The 19,000-nt window shown below is 65.1% G+C and carries 20 protein-coding genes; 15 read left to right on the top strand and 5 right to left on the bottom strand.

The window, feature by feature from the left end; genetic code table 11:
- Positions 1-41: 41 nt before the first annotated feature.
- From VGN93_RS23485 to VGN93_RS23420, 14 genes are all read left to right on the top strand, one after another.
- A complete protein-coding gene (locus VGN93_RS23485; RefSeq protein WP_327509414.1) occupies positions 42-1,466 on the top strand; it encodes an ABC transporter substrate-binding protein in 1,425 nt (474 codons plus the stop codon).
- 78 nt (positions 1,467-1,544) lie between these two features.
- A complete protein-coding gene (locus tag VGN93_RS23480) occupies positions 1,545-2,510 on the top strand; it encodes a sugar ABC transporter permease (protein WP_327509413.1) in 966 nt (321 codons plus the stop codon).
- Between the two features lie 11 nt (positions 2,511-2,521).
- Positions 2,522-3,379, top strand: a complete 858-nt coding sequence (locus tag VGN93_RS23475) for a carbohydrate ABC transporter permease (RefSeq protein ID WP_256114525.1) — start codon at positions 2,522-2,524, stop codon at positions 3,377-3,379.
- 30 nt (positions 3,380-3,409) lie between these two features.
- Positions 3,410-4,555, top strand: a complete 1,146-nt coding sequence (locus VGN93_RS23470; protein ID WP_327509412.1) for an ABC transporter ATP-binding protein — start codon at positions 3,410-3,412, stop codon at positions 4,553-4,555.
- Between the two features lies 1 nt (position 4,556).
- Positions 4,557-4,802 carry a hypothetical protein gene (locus tag VGN93_RS23465; protein ID WP_327509411.1) on the top strand — a complete coding sequence of 82 codons (246 nt, stop codon included), beginning with the start codon at positions 4,557-4,559 and terminating at the stop codon, positions 4,800-4,802.
- Positions 4,803-4,815: 13 nt separating this feature from the next.
- Positions 4,816-5,793 carry an ABC transporter ATP-binding protein gene (locus VGN93_RS23460; protein WP_327509410.1) on the top strand — a complete coding sequence of 326 codons (978 nt, stop codon included), beginning with the start codon at positions 4,816-4,818 and terminating at the stop codon, positions 5,791-5,793.
- 13 nt (positions 5,794-5,806) lie between these two features.
- Positions 5,807-6,595 carry an SDR family oxidoreductase gene (locus tag VGN93_RS23455; RefSeq protein WP_327509409.1) on the top strand — a complete coding sequence of 263 codons (789 nt, stop codon included), beginning with the start codon at positions 5,807-5,809 and terminating at the stop codon, positions 6,593-6,595.
- 11 nt (positions 6,596-6,606) lie between these two features.
- On the top strand, positions 6,607-7,461 hold the full coding sequence (locus VGN93_RS23450; protein ID WP_327509408.1) for an ABC transporter permease subunit: 855 nt from the start codon (positions 6,607-6,609) through the stop codon (positions 7,459-7,461).
- 2 nt (positions 7,462-7,463) lie between these two features.
- Entirely contained in the window at positions 7,464-8,732 is a 1,269-nt protein-coding gene (locus tag VGN93_RS23445) for a hypothetical protein (protein ID WP_327509407.1), read from the top strand.
- 138 nt (positions 8,733-8,870) lie between these two features.
- Positions 8,871-9,410, top strand: a complete 540-nt coding sequence (locus VGN93_RS23440) for a sigma-70 family RNA polymerase sigma factor (protein ID WP_327509406.1) — start codon at positions 8,871-8,873, stop codon at positions 9,408-9,410.
- Positions 9,407-10,141: an anti-sigma factor gene (locus tag VGN93_RS23435; RefSeq protein WP_327509405.1), complete on the top strand. Its 735-nt coding sequence runs from the start codon at positions 9,407-9,409 to the stop codon at positions 10,139-10,141. Before VGN93_RS23440 ends, VGN93_RS23435 begins: the two co-directional genes overlap by 4 nt.
- Positions 10,142-10,296: 155 nt before the next feature.
- A complete protein-coding gene (locus VGN93_RS23430) occupies positions 10,297-10,854 on the top strand; it encodes a fasciclin domain-containing protein (protein WP_327510015.1) in 558 nt (185 codons plus the stop codon).
- 146 nt (positions 10,855-11,000) lie between these two features.
- A complete protein-coding gene (locus VGN93_RS23425; RefSeq protein WP_319313634.1) occupies positions 11,001-11,192 on the top strand; it encodes a DUF3008 family protein in 192 nt (63 codons plus the stop codon).
- Positions 11,193-11,205: 13 nt separating this feature from the next.
- Positions 11,206-11,583: a response regulator gene (locus VGN93_RS23420; protein WP_319313378.1), complete on the top strand. Its 378-nt coding sequence runs from the start codon at positions 11,206-11,208 to the stop codon at positions 11,581-11,583.
- Positions 11,584-11,680: 97 nt separating this feature from the next.
- Here the strand turns inward: VGN93_RS23420 and VGN93_RS23415 are convergent, their stop codons facing one another.
- Complete coding sequence (locus VGN93_RS23415) at positions 11,681-14,392, bottom strand: GAF domain-containing protein (RefSeq protein WP_327509404.1); 2,712 nt, start codon at positions 14,390-14,392, stop codon at positions 11,681-11,683.
- A gap of 279 nt (positions 14,393-14,671) precedes the next feature.
- Here VGN93_RS23415 and VGN93_RS23410 point away from each other — a divergent pair, with 279 nt between their 5' ends.
- On the top strand, positions 14,672-15,124 hold the full coding sequence (locus tag VGN93_RS23410; protein ID WP_327509403.1) for an SRPBCC family protein: 453 nt from the start codon (positions 14,672-14,674) through the stop codon (positions 15,122-15,124).
- A gap of 7 nt (positions 15,125-15,131) precedes the next feature.
- On the opposite strand, the gene VGN93_RS23405 is transcribed toward VGN93_RS23410, so the two are convergent.
- Genes VGN93_RS23405 through VGN93_RS23390 form a run of 4 tightly spaced genes read right to left on the bottom strand, consistent with a single transcriptional unit; the run spans position 15,132 to position 18,998 of the window.
- The gene (locus VGN93_RS23405) at positions 15,132-15,935 is read right to left on the bottom strand and encodes an ABC transporter ATP-binding protein (RefSeq protein ID WP_327509402.1); all 804 of its coding nucleotides are present in this window, start codon (positions 15,933-15,935) and stop codon (positions 15,132-15,134) included.
- Complete coding sequence (locus VGN93_RS23400) at positions 15,932-16,972, bottom strand: iron ABC transporter permease (protein ID WP_327509401.1); 1,041 nt, start codon at positions 16,970-16,972, stop codon at positions 15,932-15,934. Before VGN93_RS23400 ends, VGN93_RS23405 begins: the two co-directional genes overlap by 4 nt.
- Complete coding sequence (locus VGN93_RS23395; protein ID WP_327509400.1) at positions 16,969-18,006, bottom strand: iron ABC transporter permease; 1,038 nt, start codon at positions 18,004-18,006, stop codon at positions 16,969-16,971. The genes VGN93_RS23400 and VGN93_RS23395 overlap by 4 nt, the downstream gene beginning before the upstream one ends.
- Positions 18,003-18,998 (bottom strand): iron-siderophore ABC transporter substrate-binding protein, encoded by a 996-nt coding sequence (locus VGN93_RS23390; protein ID WP_327509399.1) that lies wholly within the window; start codon positions 18,996-18,998, stop codon positions 18,003-18,005. Before VGN93_RS23390 ends, VGN93_RS23395 begins: the two co-directional genes overlap by 4 nt.
- Positions 18,999-19,000: the final 2 nt, after the last annotated feature.

Raw genomic sequence — 19,000 nt, 5'->3', positions numbered from 1 at the left:
GTGACGATGGATACGCATGCACATCAACGGAGGAGGAGAGAATGACCATCGTGAAATTGAGTGCCGCAACGGCGGCCGGGCTGTCGCTATTGATGCTGGCCCTTCCGACCCATGCGCAGACGGAGGCGCAGAAGGCGCTCTCGGGCAAGACCGTGCACTTCCTCGCCCCGTCCATGCCGCAGTTTGCGGCGCTGGCAAAGTTCTTCCCGGAATTCGAGGAGAAATACGGCATCAAGGTCGTCGTCGACGAGGTGCCCTTCGAGAACTACCGCCAGAAATCGCTGGTGGAAATGCAGCAGGGCACCGGCACCTACGACTTCTTCGCGGTCGACGTGATGTGGCTTGCCGAATATGCCGCGGCCGGCTTCCTCGAGCCGCTGATGCCCTATGTCAAGAATGCCGAGCTGACGGATGCCGACTATGACATCGACGACTTCCTGCCGCGCGTCATCAGCGGCACGGGCGTCTTCAACGATACGCTCTATACGCTACCGATCGGCGCAGGCCCCGTCGGCACGACATTCCGCGCGGATGTGGCGGAGAAGGCGGGCTTCAAGCTGCCGGAGCGCTTCTCGCCGGAATTCACCACGAAATACATGTATGACGCCGCCAAGAAGGTGAACAATCCCGAATCCAACATGATCGGCTTTGCCAACATCCCGGGCCGCTGGTTCTGGGGCGTCACCTACCTGCCATACCTGTTCGCCTACCAGACGCCCGAAACCAAGGGCGACGAATATGTCGACAAGGACTGGAAGATCACCATCAACAACGAGCGCACCGTCGCCTCGATCGATTACTTCCTGAGCCTCAAGGAATTCATGCCGGCCGACAGCGCCAACTGGGGCATCGGCGAGGCGACCGCCGTCTACCAGGCGGGCAATGCCTTCGGCACCTGGAACTACCAGGACTTCGTCAAGGGCTTCTTCGAAGATCCCGAAACACAGGCGAAGGTTGCCGGCAAGAACGTGCACCTGCACACGCCGGCCGGTCCCGATGGCGTGATCGACCCGTGGTTCGGCGCCTGGTCGCTCGGCGTTTCCAAGGACTCCAAGAACAAGGAAGCCGCCTGGACCTTCATGCAATGGGTGACCTCGAAGGATGTTCAGGCCCGCGCCACCCAATACGGTGCCGGCCCGTCGCGCCACTCGACCTACAAGAGCGAGACGCTTGCGAAGTACCAGCCCTGGTGGCCCGGCGTCTACGAATTCATGCTGAAAGAGACCAATCCGGACGAGCGCGTGCGCGTGCCGGAGTGGGCCGAAATCTCCGACATCATGGGCGAAGAGGGCAACCGCGTCTGGATCGGCGAGATCGACAGCAAGACGGCTGCCGCCAACATGGAAAAGCGCATGACCGACGCGATGCGCAAGGGCGGCTACTACATTCCCGGCCGCAACGACCTGCCGAAGCAGCAGTGGCGGGATCTCACCTACTACGATCGCCTTCCGTCCGAGTGGAACTGACCTCCTGAGGGCGCCCGGGCGTGGTTTCACGCCCGGGTGCCGGCTGCCTCTCCAACCGCAATTCAAAGGGACTGAGACATGTCGATCTCGGAACGCACCACAACAGCCCCGCCGATGGCGCTTGGCCATAGGGGCATCCTGTCCCGTTTCGGCCCTTCGAACCGAGCGGTCTTCCCCTGGGTGCTGATGGCGCCGACGCTGATCATCCTGTTCGCCATCGGCATCTATCCGTTTCTCTACTCGCTCTACATCGCGAGCCACAACGTCATCCTGTCCAAGCCGTACCTGCCGCGCATCTTCGTCGGGCTCTACCAGTACCAGGCGCTGATCCAGGATCCGGAATTCTGGCATGCGCTGCGCAAGACGCTGCTCTTCACGGTGCAGGCGGTGTTCATCGAATTCTGGCTCGGCCTTGGGCTGGCGCTGCTCTTCCAGCGGCAACTGGCCGGCATCGCCTTCATGCGCGTCTTCATCCTCATTCCGATGATCCTGCCGCCTTTGGTCGCCGCCCTCATCTGGCGCTACATGTTCTATCCCGGCGCCGGCCTGATGACCTACTATGTCGGCGGCATTACCAAGGCGCTCGGCTTCGGCGAAATCCCGTTCCTCTCCGACCCGACGATCGCCTTCCAGACGCTGGTTTTCGTCGATGTCTGGGAGTGGACGCCGTTCATGTTCCTGATGCTGTCGGCCGGTCTCGCCTCCATTCCGCGCCAACCCTACGAGGCGGCGGAAATCGATGGCGCCAGCTCCTGGCGGGTGTTCTGGACCATCACCATGCCGCTGCTCCGGCCCGCGATCCTCATCGCCGTCATCATCCGCACCATGGATGCTTTCCGCACCTATGAGCTGATCGTGATCATGACCCGCGGCGGACCGGGCAACGCCACCACCACCATGAATGTCTTCCTGACGAAGACCGGCCTCGAATTCTTCGACGCGTCGAAGGCTGCGGCCCTGTCGCTGATCATGATGATGATCATCATCGTGATGAGCTTCGTGTTTATCCGCGTCTTCCGGTCGAAGACCGAAGTCGCCGAGTAAGGAGAGCCGCCATGAAGCAGCCAACCTACAATATGGAATCGCCCGCAGCGCCGCTGGTGCAGCGCAACTGGTGGGTCTACCTGGTGCTCATCCTCGTCTGCCTGGTCAATTTCGTGCCCTATCTCTGGGTGGTCATGACCGGCTTCATGGACGGTGCCTCGGCCTCGTCGGCCACGCCCGCCTGGTTCTTCACGCCCTCCCTCGAAGCGTTTCATTACCTGATCGTCGAGAAGGGCATCATGAAGAATTTCTTCAACAGCGTGATCGTCTCGCTCGCGTCCACCTTCTTCTCGGTGACGATAGGCATGTTTTGCGCCTACGCGCTGGCGCGTTACGATTTTACCGGCCGGGACGACGTGTCGTTCTGGGTGCTGACGAACCGCATGATGCCGCCGGTGGCGGTGCTCATCCCCATCTTCGTCACCTTCCAGACCGCCGGGCTGCTCGACACGCTGGCGGGGCTCGTCCTCCTCTACACGGCCATGCAGCTGCCCTTCGTGGTGTGGATGCTGACCGGCTATTTCCGCGACATTCCCCGCCGCTACGAGGAATCCGCCATGGTGGACGGCGACACGTGGTTTGCCGCCTTCCGCAAGGTGACGCTACCGCTGATGATGCCCTCGATTACGGCGACCTCGATTTTCGTCATGATCCTGTCCTGGAACGAGTTCGCCTTCGCGACCTTCCTTACCAGCACGCAGGCGAAGACCATGCCGCCCGCCATCATGGCCTATTCGATCGGCGCGGACATCCGCTGGAACGTGCTGGGTGCCGCCGTCGTGCTGATCACGGCACCGCTCATCCTTTTCGTGCTGCTTTTGCAACGACAGCTGATCAGCGGCCTCTCGCAGGGCGTGGTGCGCAAATGACCTCTTTTTCCAACAGAATGGAACGCCATCATGGCTGATATCGAGATCCACAGTCTGATGAAGCAGTTCGGCGCGTTCAAGGCCGTCGACGATGTCAACATTACCGTGAACGATGGCGAATTCGTCTTCCTGCTCGGCCCCTCCGGTTGCGGCAAGACGACGACGCTCCGGATGATCGCCGGCCTCGAAATGCCGAGCAGCGGGCGCATCGCCATCGGCGGGCGCAACGTCACGTTCCTCCGGCCGCGCTACCGCAATGTCGGCATGGTCTTTCAGGATTACGGCCTCTACCGCCACCTGACGGTGTTCGGCAACATCGCCTATCCGCTGGAGGTGCGCCGCCTCGGCCGGGCGGAGATCGCGAGCAAGGTGGAGGCCGTCGCGCGCACCATGCAGATCACCGAGGTGCTGCAACGCAAGCCCGACCAGCTTTCGGCCGGCCAGCTCCAGCGCGTGGCGATCGCCCGCATGCTGGTGCGCGATGCCGACGTTTTCCTGATGGACGAGCCGATGTCGCATCTCGATGCCCAGTTGCGCGGGCAGATGCGCGCCGAGCTGCGCCACATTCAGAAGACCGTCGGCGTCACCACCATCTTCGTCACGCATGACCAACTCGAAGCCATGACCATGGCCGACCGCATCATCGTGATGAAGGACGGCGAGATGCTGCAATTCGCCACCCCGCGTGAAATCTTCGAGCGGCCGGCGACGGAATTCGTCGCGACCTTCGTCGGCGAACCGCAGATGAACATTCTTGATGCCCGCATCGCGCGCCTCGAAGGCAAAATCGTCGCGATGACCGAGCATTTCGCGGTGCCGCTCGATGCGGATTGGGTAGCGCGAAACCGCCTTGCGGACCTCGTCGACCAGCCGGTGCGTCTCGGCATCCGCCCCGAGCATATCGCGATCCGCGAAACGCCGGATGCAGGCCACCGCATCGTCGCCGAGCTCTATTCCTTCGAGCCGACCGGCGCGGAAAATCTCTACGTGCTTCAATGCGGTTCCGTCATGGTGACGACCCGTAGTTCCACCACCGAAACGGCCCATCTCTCGAAGGACGAAGGCAGCGCGCTTGCGGCCCGCTTCGATCCGAACTGGATCTACCTGTTCGATCCCGTGACGGGGCGCACCATCGCGCAGGCGGCCGGCAGCGATATTTCGAGAGAGGATATCTGAGATGAACCGGTCCAACGTCATCCTTCTCGTCATCCTGGCCTTGTTGCTCGGGTCCTGCACCGTCATGGCCGGCGATGTCTCGCATTGGCCGGCCTCGCTGATCGCCGTCATCGTGATCGTCTCGCTGAAACTCTGGAACGACCGGGCCAAATTTCTCGCCTGGCCGATGGAGTTCCTGCTGGCGGCGGGCGTGTCGATGATCGTCATCAATCTGGTCCGGCTCTACGTGACGCCGCTGCCCTATTGAGAAGGATGATCCCGTGACCAGCCCCGCCCTTGCCGTCACCGCGCTTTCCAAATCCTTCGGGGCCAAACGCGCCGTGGAGGATGCCACCTTCTCGGTGGCGCGCGGCGAGATCACCGGTTTTCTGGGCCCGAATGGCGCCGGAAAGACGACGGTGATGAACATGATCGTTGGCCTCGTCGAGCCGGATGCCGGCGAGATCGAACTGTTCGGCGTGCCGCAGGGCAGCCGTCAACGGGATCTGCGGGTGCTGTTCGGTTATTTGCAGGAGAAGCCGCGGATCTATCCGGAGATGACCGCGCGGGCCTATCTCCGCTTCTTCGCCGATCTCTACGGCATTGCCGATGCGGGCAACCGGGTGAAGGAAGTGATCGAACGCGTCGGCCTCACCGCTGCGGCCGACCGGCGGCTCGGCGATTTTTCCCGCGGCATGCAGCAGCGCGCCTGTCTCGCCCGCGTGATGCTGCACCGGCCGGAACTGCTCATCCTCGACGAGCCGACGCTCGGCCTCGACCCGAACGGCGTTGCCGACATGCGCGCGATCTTTCGCGAGATGAAGGCGGAGGGCGTGACGCTGCTCTTCTCTTCCCACCAACTGGCGGAGATGGAGCGGGTCTGCGACAGCGTCGTCTTTATGCGCCAGGGCCGCGTTCTGGCGACAGGACGGCCGGGGGAGTTGCTTCCGGCCGGCCTCTCGGCGGGCAGCCTACAGGTCGAACTCTATGAGCCGGCGGCGCAATGCATTCAGGGGATTGCCGTCTTGCCGGGCGTGGCGCGGGCGCACCAGACCGGCCCGCACCGGCTGGAACTGGTCCTGCGCGGCTCGCCCGAGGATGGGCGAGATGCGCGGGCGCACGCAGTCCGGATGCTCTCGAACGCGGGATACACCGTGCTCTCCGTCGATGCGGCCACGCCGTCGCTGGAGGACATCTTTATCGGTTTGACCCGGCCGGAACGCCCGGTCCGGCAGGAGCCCGCACGGCTCGTCCATTGAAAGGGAAAAGACCATGGATCTCGGCTATCGCGACAGGCGCTGCCTGATTACCGCATCCACCGGCGGCCTCGGCCTCGCCATTGCGACGGCCATGGCGCGGGAAGGGGCGACCGTGGTCATCAACGGCCGCGGCGAAGAGACCATCGCGAAGGCCATAGCCCGTATCAGGACAGAGATGCCGGAAGCACGGCTGGAGCAGGCCGTCGGCAATTCCGGCACGAAGGAGGGCTGCGACGAGCTCATCGCCAATTGCCCCGATGTCGACGTGCTGGTGGTCAATCTCGGTATCTATGAAGCCGTCGACATCTACAAGGCCGGCGACGACCGCTGGTACGAGCTGATCGAGGTCAACGTCATGAGCGGCGTCAGGCTCGCGAGAAACTACCTGCCGAAGATGCTGGCGCGCAACAGCGGCCGCGTCGTGTTCATGGCAAGCGAATCCGGCATCAATCCTGCACCGGAAATGCCCGCCTACAGCGCCACGAAAACCATGCAGCTGTCGCTTGCCCGCAACCTCGCCGAAACGACCAAGGGCACCGCCGTCACCGTCAACTCGGTCCTGCCGGGCCCGTGCAGCACCGAAGGTGTGGCCGATCTCATTGCCGGCCTTTATCCGGGCGTTCCCACACCGGACGCGGAGCGCCGCTTCGTCGCGGAGAACCGCCCGACCTCGCTGATCCAGCGCCTGTCGAAGCCGGAGGAGGTGGCCGACTTCGTCACCTTCCTCGGCAGTACCCGCACCGGTATCGTCAATGGTGCCGCACTCCGGATCGACGGCGGCCTGATCCGCACCGTGATGTGATCGTCCGCGCCATGGAACACGTCCGCCCGCCCCATATTTTTCCAAGACTGCATTCGCCGGGCCTCGCGCGGCAGACCTTTCTGCTGGTGCGTCGGGAAGTGGCCGCCAAGTTCGCGTCCCTGTGGTTCTGGCTGGTCGCCAGTGCGCTCTGCCTGATCGCCTATGTCTACGGCATCGGTTTTGCGCGGACCTTCGAGACCGAGTCCGTCGTGGTGACAGCGGATCCGCTGGCTGGGCTGAACACATTGGTGGTGGCTTTTCTCGGCCTCGTGCTGGGGCTGCGGCTGGCAGGCGCGCTCAGCTGGGAGCGCGAGCACCGCACGCTCGACGTCCTGCTCGTCGGCCCGGTGCCGCTAAGCGTGATCGTGCTCGCAAAATATCTCGCGGAACTGGCGGTGCTCGCCGCGCTCGTTGCCGTCCACTGCCTTTATCTCGTGATCGCCCAGCCCCTCGGCGCCGGCGTGACGGGTGCCGGAGATTTCGCCGCCATCCTGGCCAACGGCCTGTTCGTGCTGCCGGTCATGGCGATGGGGCTCGCCGTTTCCGGCATGACCGCGTCGGTGCGCATGGCGGTCGTCCTCTATCTTGCGCTCGTCGCGCTGCTTGCGACCTATGAGGTGGTGCTCGGATTGTTGCGGACGATGCCGGCGGACAGCATGAGCCTGTTTTCGCTCTATCTGCGGGCGTTGCTGGAGGCTGCGGCGCCAGCGTTCCATGCGCTCTCGCCCGTCGCGGGCATCGCCTTCCTAGCCGAGCGGCTCGTTACGCAGCAGGCGTTGCCGCTGTCGCAATCGGTTGGCGTCGTTACGCTGACGGCCGGGCTGCTACTGCTCTCGTGGATCGTCACCAGAATGAAGGGAGCCTAGGCATGTGGAGACGTCTTGCTATCCTCCTTCTGTGCCTCTCGGCCGCCAGCGCCGCGAAAGCCATCGAACCCGAGCGCAGGGACGCCGTCATCGTCACCGGTCGCGTCTGGGACGGCTTTACCTTCAAGGACATGTTCCTGCCGTCGCAGGCCGGGACGCTGCATCTGCTCGCCGGCCAGGACAGCGCCATCTCCTTCGTCGAGACGCAGGAATATTACTGGCCGCTCTCCCGGCAGGTCTATGTCGACCTTGAGAAGAAGCGCCGCGAGGTCAGCGGCGTCCTCACGGTCACGCGCGATGGCAAAACCGTCGCCGAGGTCGAGCCCTTGCCCTATGTGATCCTCTATCCGGAAGGCGCGCTCAACGGCAACGGCCAGCTTCTCTGGGGCGCGTCCGCCATCCGGGCCTACAGTGCCTACCAGGAGGACGAGCGGACCTTCGCCCGCCGCTATGTCGAGGCCGAGGCGCAGCAGCGCATCTATGAACGCAAACTGCTGGAAGCAGGCGCGGCACGGCTTCGCGGTGCGCCGGTCGAGGTCATCGCGCCGCCTGACCCTCTGCCCAGGCCGAGCCTGAAACTCGTGACGGCACCGGCCGCTGCCTATCGCTTCGCCCTCGAGGCCGGAACGTATGAGATGGCACTCTCCGCCGACGGCTTGCCTGTGCCGGGCACCGCGCGTCGCCTTTCCGTGGGCGACATGGCCGGCCGGCGGGTCACCGTTGCGGACGTGGTGCCGGAAGAGCGCTGGACGCGGCCGATCGCCACCAACGGCGCGGACATGCGCATCTTCGCCCGGCCCGGCTCCACCTTCTATCTGACACTCTCCGAGGCGGATCGTTTCGACGAGACGGAATACCTGCCGGTCGTCTCGCCGCAGCAGGACGCGGTTTCGGGGCGAAATGTCTGGATCCGGCGCGCGGCGTCGCCGACCGACCGCGTCGCCGTACGCTTCGCCGAAACGCAGGACCTGCCGCTCGCCCGCCTGAAGGTGGTGCAGACGGAGGGATCCGGCTTCGGCTATCAGGTCCGCACCGCGAAAGAAGGCGAGAAGGAAGATCTGATGGCGTTCGCGGTGTCCGTGCCAGCGAATGCCGGTGTATCGCGCGGAGAGATCCGGTCGGACGGGCAGGGCGTTGCCGCCTTTCGCCGGGTGATCGTGGTGGTGCAGCCGCGCAATGACAGCCTCGCGCTCGGCCTCGCTTTGTTGCCGCTGCTCGGCTGGCTCGGGCCGAAAATCCTGCGCCGGAGGAAGAGCAAGGCAGGTGCGTAAGGCACCCTGATCGCGCTGCCGGGTTTCGTTTTTTCCTGATTTTGCCCTGTGCCTGGCTGCTCGTACCCGTCGGATGATCCATTAGACGGGTATTTCCGTACTGGAATCCGTGTACCCGAGTGACAGGATGGAAGACGTGTGACCGGCGACGACATTTCCTATCTGATCGGGCGCGTGTCGCTGAAGGACCGCAAGGCCTTTGCCGCCCTTTATGATCTGACCGCCTCGAAACTTTTTGGCATCTGCTTTCGTATCCTCAAGGACAGGAGCGATGCGGAAGAGGTGCTGCAGGATGTCTACCTCAAGATCTGGCAGCGCGCCGACCGTTATGTCGAGAATGAAACCCAGGCGATGGCCTGGCTTGCCGCCATCGCCCGCCATCAGGCGATCGACCGCATACGGGCGCGCAAGCCGGTGACATCGGACATCGATGCGGCCTACGATATTGCCGATCCGCTGGCGACGCCGGAAGACAATGCCATATTGCGCTCGGAGGGTCGCCGGATCGACGCCTGCATGGAGCGGCTCGAGCCGGACAAGGCTTCCGCCGTGCGGCGCGCCTATGTCGAGGGTATCAGCTATGAGGAACTCGCCGAGATGCATGGCGTGCCGCTGAACACGGTCAGAACCTGGCTTCGCCGGAGCCTTTTGAAACTGAGAGAGTGCATGAGCCGATGACGGCGCCCGACAAAGACATGAGAGACCCCCGCCGCGACGAGGTGATCGCCGGCGAATACGTACTCGGGGTGCTTTCGGCCGAAGACCGCCGCAAGGTCGAGGCGCGGCTGGGGCAGGACCGCCAGTTCGCCGCCATGGTGAACCGCTGGGAGGCAAACCTCGCCACTTTCAACGACGATTACGAAGCGTTGCAACCGCCGCCGCATCTGTTCTCCACCATCGAGCAACGTATTCTCGGCGTTGCACCGCGCGACACGATGCTGTCGGGCACGGTTGCCGGCGGCTTCTGGAACTCGCTGGCGCTCTGGCGTTCGCTTGCTTTTGCTTCGCTCGCCTTTGCCGCCGGTGTTACGTTGTGGATGAACACGATTGCCGCGCCCGACCCGGTGCAGGGCGGGCGGCTGATCGCCGACCTTGCGGGCGAGGGGACGACGGTCAACCTGGTGGCGCGCTATGACGATGCCAGCGGTTTGCTTCGCGTCACACCGGTCGCTGCCGGCAAGGCGCAGGAAAAATCGCTGGAACTGTGGCTCGTCGAGGATGGCAAGGCGCCGGTCTCGCTGGGCGTGCTGCCGCAGACCGGCGAGGGCGAACTTGCCGTGCCGGCCGTGATGCGCAGCCGTCTCGTGCAGGGCGCGGTGTTGGCCGTCAGCCTCGAGCCCTTCGGCGGCTCACCGACGGGAAGCGCGACCGGGCCGGTCATCGCGTCGGGTGCCGCGCGGTTCGATTGACCGAATTTTTCGCGTCTAATCAACCTATTACGAAAAAAGATCGCCGGTCCTGAAACTCTTTTTCCCAAGGTCCCGTTGCTCGAAGTGATCGCCCGTCGGGCATCGCAACCGGGAGGACCCGCATCATGCGGGCCGAAAAAAAGGACCACCCCACCATGATCCGTTTCACGCTCCGCACTGCCGCGCTCGCCTCCGTTTTCGCCCTCAGCGCCTTCGCCGCCCATGCCGAAAACCCGAAGGTCGGCGGCGCGGCGATGTTCGAGGACAAGACCATCGTCGAGAACGCCGTCAACTCGAAGGATCACACCACGCTGGTCGCCGCGGTGAAGGCCGCCGGCCTCGTCGAGACGCTTTCGGGCGCCGGCCCCTTCACCGTCTTCGCGCCGACGAACGAAGCCTTCGCGGCGCTGCCGGCCGGCACGGTCGATTCGCTGCTGAAGCCGGAAAACAAGGACCAGCTCGTCAAGGTTCTGACCTGCCATGTGGTCTCGGCCAATGCGATGTCCGATGCGATCGGCAAGATGATTGCCGACGACAAGGGCGACCATCCGGTCAAGACCGTCGGCGGCTGCGTGCTGTCGGCCAAGATGGACGGCGACAAGATCACGCTGACCGACGAGACCGGCGGCACGGCCACCGTGACGATCGCCGACGTCAAGCAATCGAACGGCGTCATCCACGTCATCGACAAGGTTCTGCTGCCGAAGGCCTGACCTCGAAATCCGCGTTCGCCTCGAATCCAGCGCGGATCAGCCTTTTGCAGCCCTGGGGCCGCCGGTTTTGCCGGCGGCCCTTTTTGCTGCGTGGAACTTTTGGCGGCTTCGTCGGTTCGAAGGCGACAAGTCACGGAGGTCTTCCCATGCCAGCCAAATCGAAAGCCCAGCAAAAGGCCGCGGGCGCAGCCCTTGCCGCCAAACGCGGCGATATCAAGAAGAGTGAATTGAAAGGTGCCTCGAAGGGCATGGAGAAATCGATGTCCGAAGGCGAGTTGAAGGAAATGGCTTCGACCAAGCGAAAGGGCAAGCCGGAGCACAAGTCGAAATCTGAGTGACAGGAGGACGGGTATGCGGGTGTTGATCGTCGAGGACGAATCCTTGATCGCGGAGCTTCTGGAAACGGTGGTGCAGGAGCAGGGCCATGAGACCATCGGCCCGGTTTCCACCATGGAGCAGGCGCTCGCCTATGCGCCGCGCACCGATATTGCGCTGGTGGACCTCGGCCTTTCCGACGGCAATAGCGGTCATCTGCTCGCCCGCCGCCTGATCGACCGTTTCGGCATCGACGTGATCTTCGTGACGGGCGATCCGGGCCCGGTCCAGCAGGGTTTCGACGGCGCGCTCGCGGTGGTGCGCAAGCCCTTCAGCGACGAGGACATCATCGATGCGCTCGCCAAGGCGCTGGACAAACGCGGCCGTTCCGTCGGTCGCCGCATTGCTTCCTAGAGTTTGTCAGGGAAAAGTGGGAACCGGTTTTCCCGAAAAGACAAACGAAAACAAAAGAAACTAAAGTATGTCTGGTTCAGTCTGAACCAGACATACTTTAGTCGGATTCGCGTAGGGATTTCACGTCGAGGATCGAACGGATCTTGTTTGCGAGATCCTCGATCGTGAAGGGTTTTGGCAGCAGCTGCGTGTGGGGCTCCAGGATGCCGTTGTGCACGATGGCGTTGCGCGTGTAGCCGGTCGTGTAGAGCACCGGCACGCTCACGCCCTTCGCGCGCAACTGGTCGACCAGTTCGCGGCCGGATATGCCCGGCATCACGACATCGGTGAAGAGCAGCGAGAGCGGCTGGCCGCCGTCGATGATCCGCAAGGCTTCCGCGCCATCCGCCGCCTCGATCACCGTATAACCGAGTTCGCGCAGCGCATCGGCGGAGATCGCGCGGACCCGGTCGTCGTCCTCGACCACCATGATCACCTCGCCCTCCCGGCCGGGGGAAAGGTGCGGCATCGCCTCGGTCTCTTCCGCAGCGGCGATCACCCCGTAGTGCCGCGGCAGGTAGACCTTGACCGTCGTGCCGACGCCGATTTCCGAATAGAGTTTCACCGCGCCGCCCGACTGCCGTACGAAGCCGTAGACCTGGCTGAGCCCGAGGCCGGTGCCTTTGCCCACCGCTTTCGTCGTGTAGAAGGGGTCGAAGGCCTTGGCGATGACGGCATCGGCCATGCCGGTGCCCGTATCGGTGACGGCGATCAGCACGAACTGTCCGGTTTCCAGGCCGGCGTCGCGCGCATAACGCTCGTCGACATAGATATTCGCCGTCTCGATCGTCAGCCGGCCGCCGTCCGGCATGGCGTCGCGGGCATTGACACAGAGATTGAGGAGCGTGTTTTCGAGCTGGCCGGGGTCGGCATTGATCTGCCAGGCGCCGGCGGCAAGCACGGTTTCGAGCGCAACGGTTTCACCCAGTGTGCGGTTCAAGAGCTCGCTCATGCCGCCGACCACGCGGTTGGGATCGAGCGGCTGCGGCGAGAGCGGCTGGCGCCGGGAAAAGGCGAGCAGCCGCTGGGTCAGCGTCGCCGCGCGCTGCGCCGCATCCACCGCCCCATCGACGAAGCGGCCGACATCGGTATCACCGCGCGCAAGCCGCCGTTGCAGCATGCTGAGGCCGCCGAGGATGACGGCCAGCATGTTGTTGAAATCATGGGCGATGCCGCCGGTGAGCTGGCCGACCGCCTCCATCTTTTGCGCCTGGCGCAACTGCTCCTCGGCCTTGGCGCGCTCGGCCACCTCTTCGGCGACGCGCTCTTCCAGCGTGGCGTTCAGCGCCTGGAGTGCGGCCTCCGCGCGCCGCCGCTCGGCAAGTTCCGCCTCCACGGCCTGGAACAGCCGGGCATTGTCGATCGCGGTTGCGGCATGGCCGGCAATGCCGAGCAGCGCGGTCTCGTGCTCCTCGCCGAAACGTTCGGTCTCCTGATGGCCGAAGAACAACCCGCCGAGCACCGCGCCGGAGCGCGAGATGACCGGCACCGCGAGATAGGAGCGAACGGGGAGATGGCCTTCCGGCATGCCCTTTCGAGGGGTGTTCCGGCCGTAGCGGGGGTCTTTCAGGATGTCGTTGGAGCGCACCACGCCTTCGCCGAGAAAGGTCGGCTTGAAGACATCCGTCGCCCGCGGCATCGGGTAGGTCTCGAAGGCGCTGCGCGGCGCTCCCGACAGGGCGTAGAGCATGTAGCTGCCACCCTGGTCGTCGATGACATTGTAGAAGAAGGCGCCGAATTCCGCGCCCGACAGTTCGACACCGGCATCGGTGACGGTCTGCACGATCTTTTCGAGATCGAGCTCGGCGGCAATCACCGCGCCCGTGTCGTTCATGATCTGGAGGTGGCGCTCGGCCTTCTTCCGCGCGGTGATGTCGCGCACGGAGCCGACGAACCGCACCCCGTCGTCCGAGGCGACGACGTCGCCATTGGCGGCGATCCAGCGCTCGCGGTGATCGGTGATGCCGATCGTGCGGTATTCGATATTGAACGGTTGCGTGACGGCGCCGAAGACCGATTCCTGCACCGCCTTGTCCGCCCGCTCGCGATCGTCCGGATGAAGCCCGGCGAGAAAGCTGCCTTCATAGGTGATCTCGGCATCCGGCGGCAGGCCGAAGAGGGCCTTGCAACGCGTATCCCAGGTCAGCCGGTTGGCGGTGACGTCGAAGTCCCAGATGCCGATCGAGGCGGCGTCCGTCGCCAGCCTCAGCCGTTCCGCCGCTTCGCGCGCCGTCTGCTGCGAGCGCACGCGCTCGATATGCGCCCAGGAGCGCTCCGTCACCTCGCCGAGAAGGGCGAGTTCCGCTGGCCGCCAGACATGCGGCTGCCGGTGGTGGATCGCCATCAGCGCGGTGAGGCGGCCGAGCTTCACGAGCGGCATGCAGATGGTGGCGGAAATGCCGATCGCCTGGAAGGTGGCGGCCTCTTCCGGCGGCAGCTCGGCGCGGTTGTCGTTGATGATGAGCGGCCGGCCCGCATGCAGATCGTCCACCGCGCGCACGCCGAAGGCGGCAAGGCTGTAATAGCCGCGGATGCTGGACGAGCCGGAGGCACTCCAGTCGCCGCGGATGGTGAAATGGTCCTGGTCGGGCTCCATGTCGGCATAGGCGCAGACGGAGACGTCGAGATATTGCCCCAGCATCCGCGTGGTGATCGCGAGGATCTCGTCCGCATCCGCGCTCGGTGCCGTCGCCTTGCCGAGCACGTCTAGGAAGCGCAGGCGCGCCTCGCTCTCGGCAAGGCCTTCGGCGGGGGCGGGCGGCATGGTCATGGCCGGTTGGGCCTTCTGATCGTCGTCCAGTTGCGCCGGCACGTGAGAGGACCTCGACTGATAAACAAAGCAGTTTGCCGGATTGTACCCATCTCTGCGGTCAATGGAATTGGCATCCGTCAAATTCTGCGTGGCTTGCGGCGTATATCCGCCGGGTCAGATCCGCTGCGAAGGAGAACTGTTCTTGTGACGTTGAAGCGTCGCCGGTGACCTCGCAAATGCCCCGCTTTTCCTTCAGACTGCTTGCAATGCGGTCGTTGCGAAGGGGAGCGGAGAACCATGGATGATCGAAGGCACACCACCTCGCGGCGGATCGGATCGACGCCGGACGCCATCTATGCGGCCTTTCTGGATCGGGACGCCCTGTCGAAGTGGCTGCCGCCCGAGGGCGCCGCGGGGCATGTCGATATTCTCGAACCGCGCGTCGGCGGGCGTTTCCGGATGACGCTGACCTTCCAGGCGGCGACCGGCAAGTCGTCGGAAAACACCGATGTCGTCGACGGGCGGTTCGTCGATCTGGTGCGGGGGAAACGCATCGTGCAAGCGTTCGAATTCGTCTCCGACGACCCGGCCTTTGCCGGCACGATGACGATGACCTGGAGCCTTGAAGCCGTAGCCGGCGGCACCGATGTCACCGTCGTCGCCGACGATGTGCCTGCCGGCATCAGCAAGGCGGATCACGAGGAGGGGCTGGCGTCGACGCTTGCCAACCTCGCCGCCTTCGTCGAATAGGCCGCTCCTACTCGGCCAGCATGCGATGGCGGCCGATCGGCAGCATGGTCGGCCGGCCCGAGGTCGGATCGGTGATGATGCGGCTTTCGAGACCGAAGACGTCTCGTACGGTCTCCACCGTCAGCACATCTTCCGGCCTGCCGGAACTGTGCAGGCGGCCGTTCGCCATCGCGATGAGGTGGTCGGCATAGCGCGCCGCGAGATTGAGATCGTGCAGCACCATGACGATCGTCGTGCCGCGCACCTGGTTGAGGTCCGTGAGCAGGTCCAGCACCTCGATCTGATGGCTGATGTCGAGGAAGGTCGTCGGTTCGTCGAGCAGCAGGAGCTCCGTCTGCTGTGCCAGCGCCATGGCGATCCAGACACGCTGGCGTTGCCCGCCGGAGAGTTCGTCCACCGGCCGTTCGGCAAGGTCGACGGTCCTGGTGGCTGCGAGCGCTGCCGCGACAGCCTCGTCGTCCGCCTTCGTCCAGCGCGAAAACAGGCCCTGGTGCGGATGCCGTCCGCGGCTGACGAGGTCGGCGACGGTGATGCCTTCCGGCGCGATCGGCGATTGGGGCAGCAGGCCGAGCGTGCGGGCGAGTTCGCGCGGCGCGATGCGGTGGATCGACTTGCCGTCGAGCAGCACTTGGCCGCGCTGCGGGGAGAGCAGACGCGACATCGTCCGCAGCAGCGTGGACTTGCCGCAGGCATTGGCGCCGACGATGACGCTGATCCGGCCGGGCGGCACGGCGAGGTCGAGGCCATCGAGAACGACGCTGTCGCCATAGCCGGCCGAAAGCCCGGTTGCGGTAAGGGAATGGGTCGTCATAGGGAGGCTCCGGCGCGGTTGACGCGGATGATCAGGAAAATCAGGTAGGGCGCGCCGAGCGCGCCGGTCACCACGCCCACCGGATAGCGGCTCGGCAGCAGGAACTGGCCGCAATAGTCGCCGACGAGCACGAGCACCGCGCCGGTCAGCGCGGCCGGGATGAGGAGCGATCCGTTGTTCCTGACGATGCGCGCGGCGATGGGCCCGGAGAGGAAGGCGACGAAGGCGATCGGCCCCGTGACGGCGGTAGCACTGGCGATCATGCCGACGGCGGCGACGATGATGAGGATGCGGGTGCGGCCGACCTGGACGCCGAGTGCGGCGGCGGTGTCGTCGCCGAGCCTCAACGCTTCGAGGTCGCGGGCGCGGCTCAACAGCAGGCCGCCGAAGAGGGCGAGCGCCAGGAAAAGCGGCAGCGCCTGGCCGAGCTGCGCGCCGTTGACGCTGCCGGTCAGCCAGCGCAGCGCCTCTTGCAGGCTCCAGGCCGGCGCGCTCGACAGGATATAGGCGATGAAGCTTTCCAACATGGCCGAAACGCCGATGCCGACCAGGATGAGCCGCGTGCCGGCAACGCCGTTGCGGAAGGACAGGGCGTAGACCAGCAGCGCGACGCCGAGACCGGCAGCCACGGCGAAGAGCGACACCATCGGCCCTTTCAACGACAGCACGACGATGGCGAAGACGGCGGCAGCGCTTGCGCCCCAGCTGATGCCGATGATGTCGGGGCTCGCCAGCGGATTGCGCAGCATGATCTGGAACGCGGCCCCGCCGAGGCCGAAGCTCAGGCCCGCCAGGATCGCAAGGATCGCGCGCGGCAGGCGGAGTTGCCCGACGGTGAAGGCGATGCCCGGCACGTCCTCGCCCATCAGCACGCGCAGGATATCCTGCGGCGCGGTGAAGGACTGCCCCAGCAGGAGGGTGAGGACGAAGGCCGCGACCAGGATGGCGACGAGCACGCCGATGACCAGCGCATGCCGGCGGGTGCGGCGGGCGCGGTTGTCGACGAGGTCGGTGATGATGGGAGACAGCACTGTCATAGGTCGCGAACCCGTTGGCGCCGGACGATCCAGATGAAGAACGGCGCGCCGACGAAGGCGGTGACGATGCCGACGTCGAGTTCGGCCGGCCGGGCGATGATGCGTCCGACGATATCGGCCGCGAGAAGCAGGCTGGCGCCGCCGAGCGCCGAAAAGGGCAACAGCCAGCGATGATCGACGCCGACCAGCAGGCGGCAGAGATGCGGCACGATCAGGCCGAGAAAGCCGATCGGGCCGCAGACCGCGGTGATGGCGCCGCAGAGCAGGATCGCGCCGAAGGCCGCGACGGCACGGGCGGTGGCGACACGTTCGCCGAGGCCCGCCGCCAGCTCGTCACCCAGCGCCAGTGAGTTCAGCTTGCGGGCCGAGAGCAGGCTGATGACGAAGCCCGCCGCGAGAAAGGGCAGCACGGGCAGGATGCGCTCGAAGGTCGCCCCGCCGACCCCGCCGATCTGCCAGGCGCGGATGCCGCCCGCAATGTCGTTTCGCGGCAGCACCACGGCGATGACCAGCGAGGAGAAGGCGACCGAGGTGGCGGCGCCCGCAAGCGCCAGCTTGAGCGGCGTCGCCCCGCCGCGCCCGAGCGAACCGATGACATAGACGAAGACCGCGGAGGTGCCGGCACCGAGGATGGCCGCAAAAATATAGGCATGGGCGGAGGCGATGTTGAACCAGGCAACGCCCACCACCACCGCCAGCGATGCGCCCATGTTGACGCCGAGGATGCCGGGATCGGCCAGCGGATTGCGCGTGACGCCCTGCATGATCGCCCCGGCAAGCCCGAGGGCTGCGCCGGCGAGCAGAGCGAGCACTGTACGGGGGATGCGCACGGCGACGGCGGCCTGGCCGATGCTGTCCACCCCGCCGCCAAGCCCCGCCACGATATCGGCCCAGCCGACCGTGCGCGTGCCGATCGCGACCGAGAGAACGCAGAGCAGGGCGAGGAGGGCGGTGACGCCCATCAGCCCGAGCAGCCGCGCCCGGTTGGAGCGGGCGGCATAGGCTCTCGTTGCAGTGGCGGCGTTCGCGATCACCGGGTTTTACCAGCGGCGTTCGCAAGCAGATCGACATAGTCCTTCAGGACCCAGGAGATCGACAGCGGCGTCGGGTTCGACGCGGTGCCGAGCGGATTCATGCCGAGCAAGACGATCGCATCATTGGCGACGGCCGGCATTTTCGCGAGCAGGGGATCGGCCCGCACCGCCGCAAGCAGCGGCTCGCCGCCGTAGGTCACGACGATGTCGACATCGTCGAAGGCATCGACCTTTTCCGCGCTGATCCCGATGGCGAACTGTCCCGGCTTGGTCGCCTCGACGACGCTCTTGGGCGACGTGAGGCCGAGGTCGGCGAAGAATTTCACCCGCGTATCGTTGGCCGTGTAGAAATTGACGATGCTGAGATTGGTCGTGTCGAGATGGGTGACGAACATCGCCGTTTTGCCTTGGAGTTCCGGACGGCCGGCGACCACCTGGGCGATCTCGCCCTCGATGCGCTCGATCAGCGCGTCACCCTCCGCGGCCATGCCGAGGCCGGCGCTGTTGAGACGGATCATCTCGCGCCAGTCGGTCGCCCAGGCGGAGTCGGGGTAGGCGATCACCGGGGCGATCTGGCTCAGCGTGTCGTAATCGGCCTGGCTGAGCCCGGAATAGGCGGCCAGGATGACATCCGGCTCCGTCGCCGCGACCGCCTCGAAGTCGATCCCGTCGCCCTCGTCGAAGAGCGCCGGCTTTTCGGCGCCGAGTTCCGCCAGCTTCTCCGCCACCCAGGGAAGCAGCCCGTCGCCGTCGTCATCGCCGAAATTGGCGGCGGCAAAACCGACCGGCACGATGCCGAGCGCCAGCGGAACCTCGTGGTTCGCCCAGGCGACCGTCGCCACCCGTTCCGGTTTTTTCGGGATCGTCGTCGTGCCGAGCGCGTGTTTGATGACGATCGGATAGACGGTGTTCTCCGCTGCCCATGCGCCGCCGGCGATGAACCAGAGGGTGAGAGCGAGCAAGGACAGGGGAAGACGAAAGAGCCGCGGCATTG

Origin of the sequence: Shinella sp., from assembly GCF_035998705.1 — a bacterium.
Classification (GTDB): Bacteria; Pseudomonadota; Alphaproteobacteria; order Rhizobiales; family Rhizobiaceae; genus Shinella.
The sequence above is the reverse complement of the archived record's forward strand: the minus strand, read 5'-3'. Positions and strand labels throughout refer to the sequence as shown.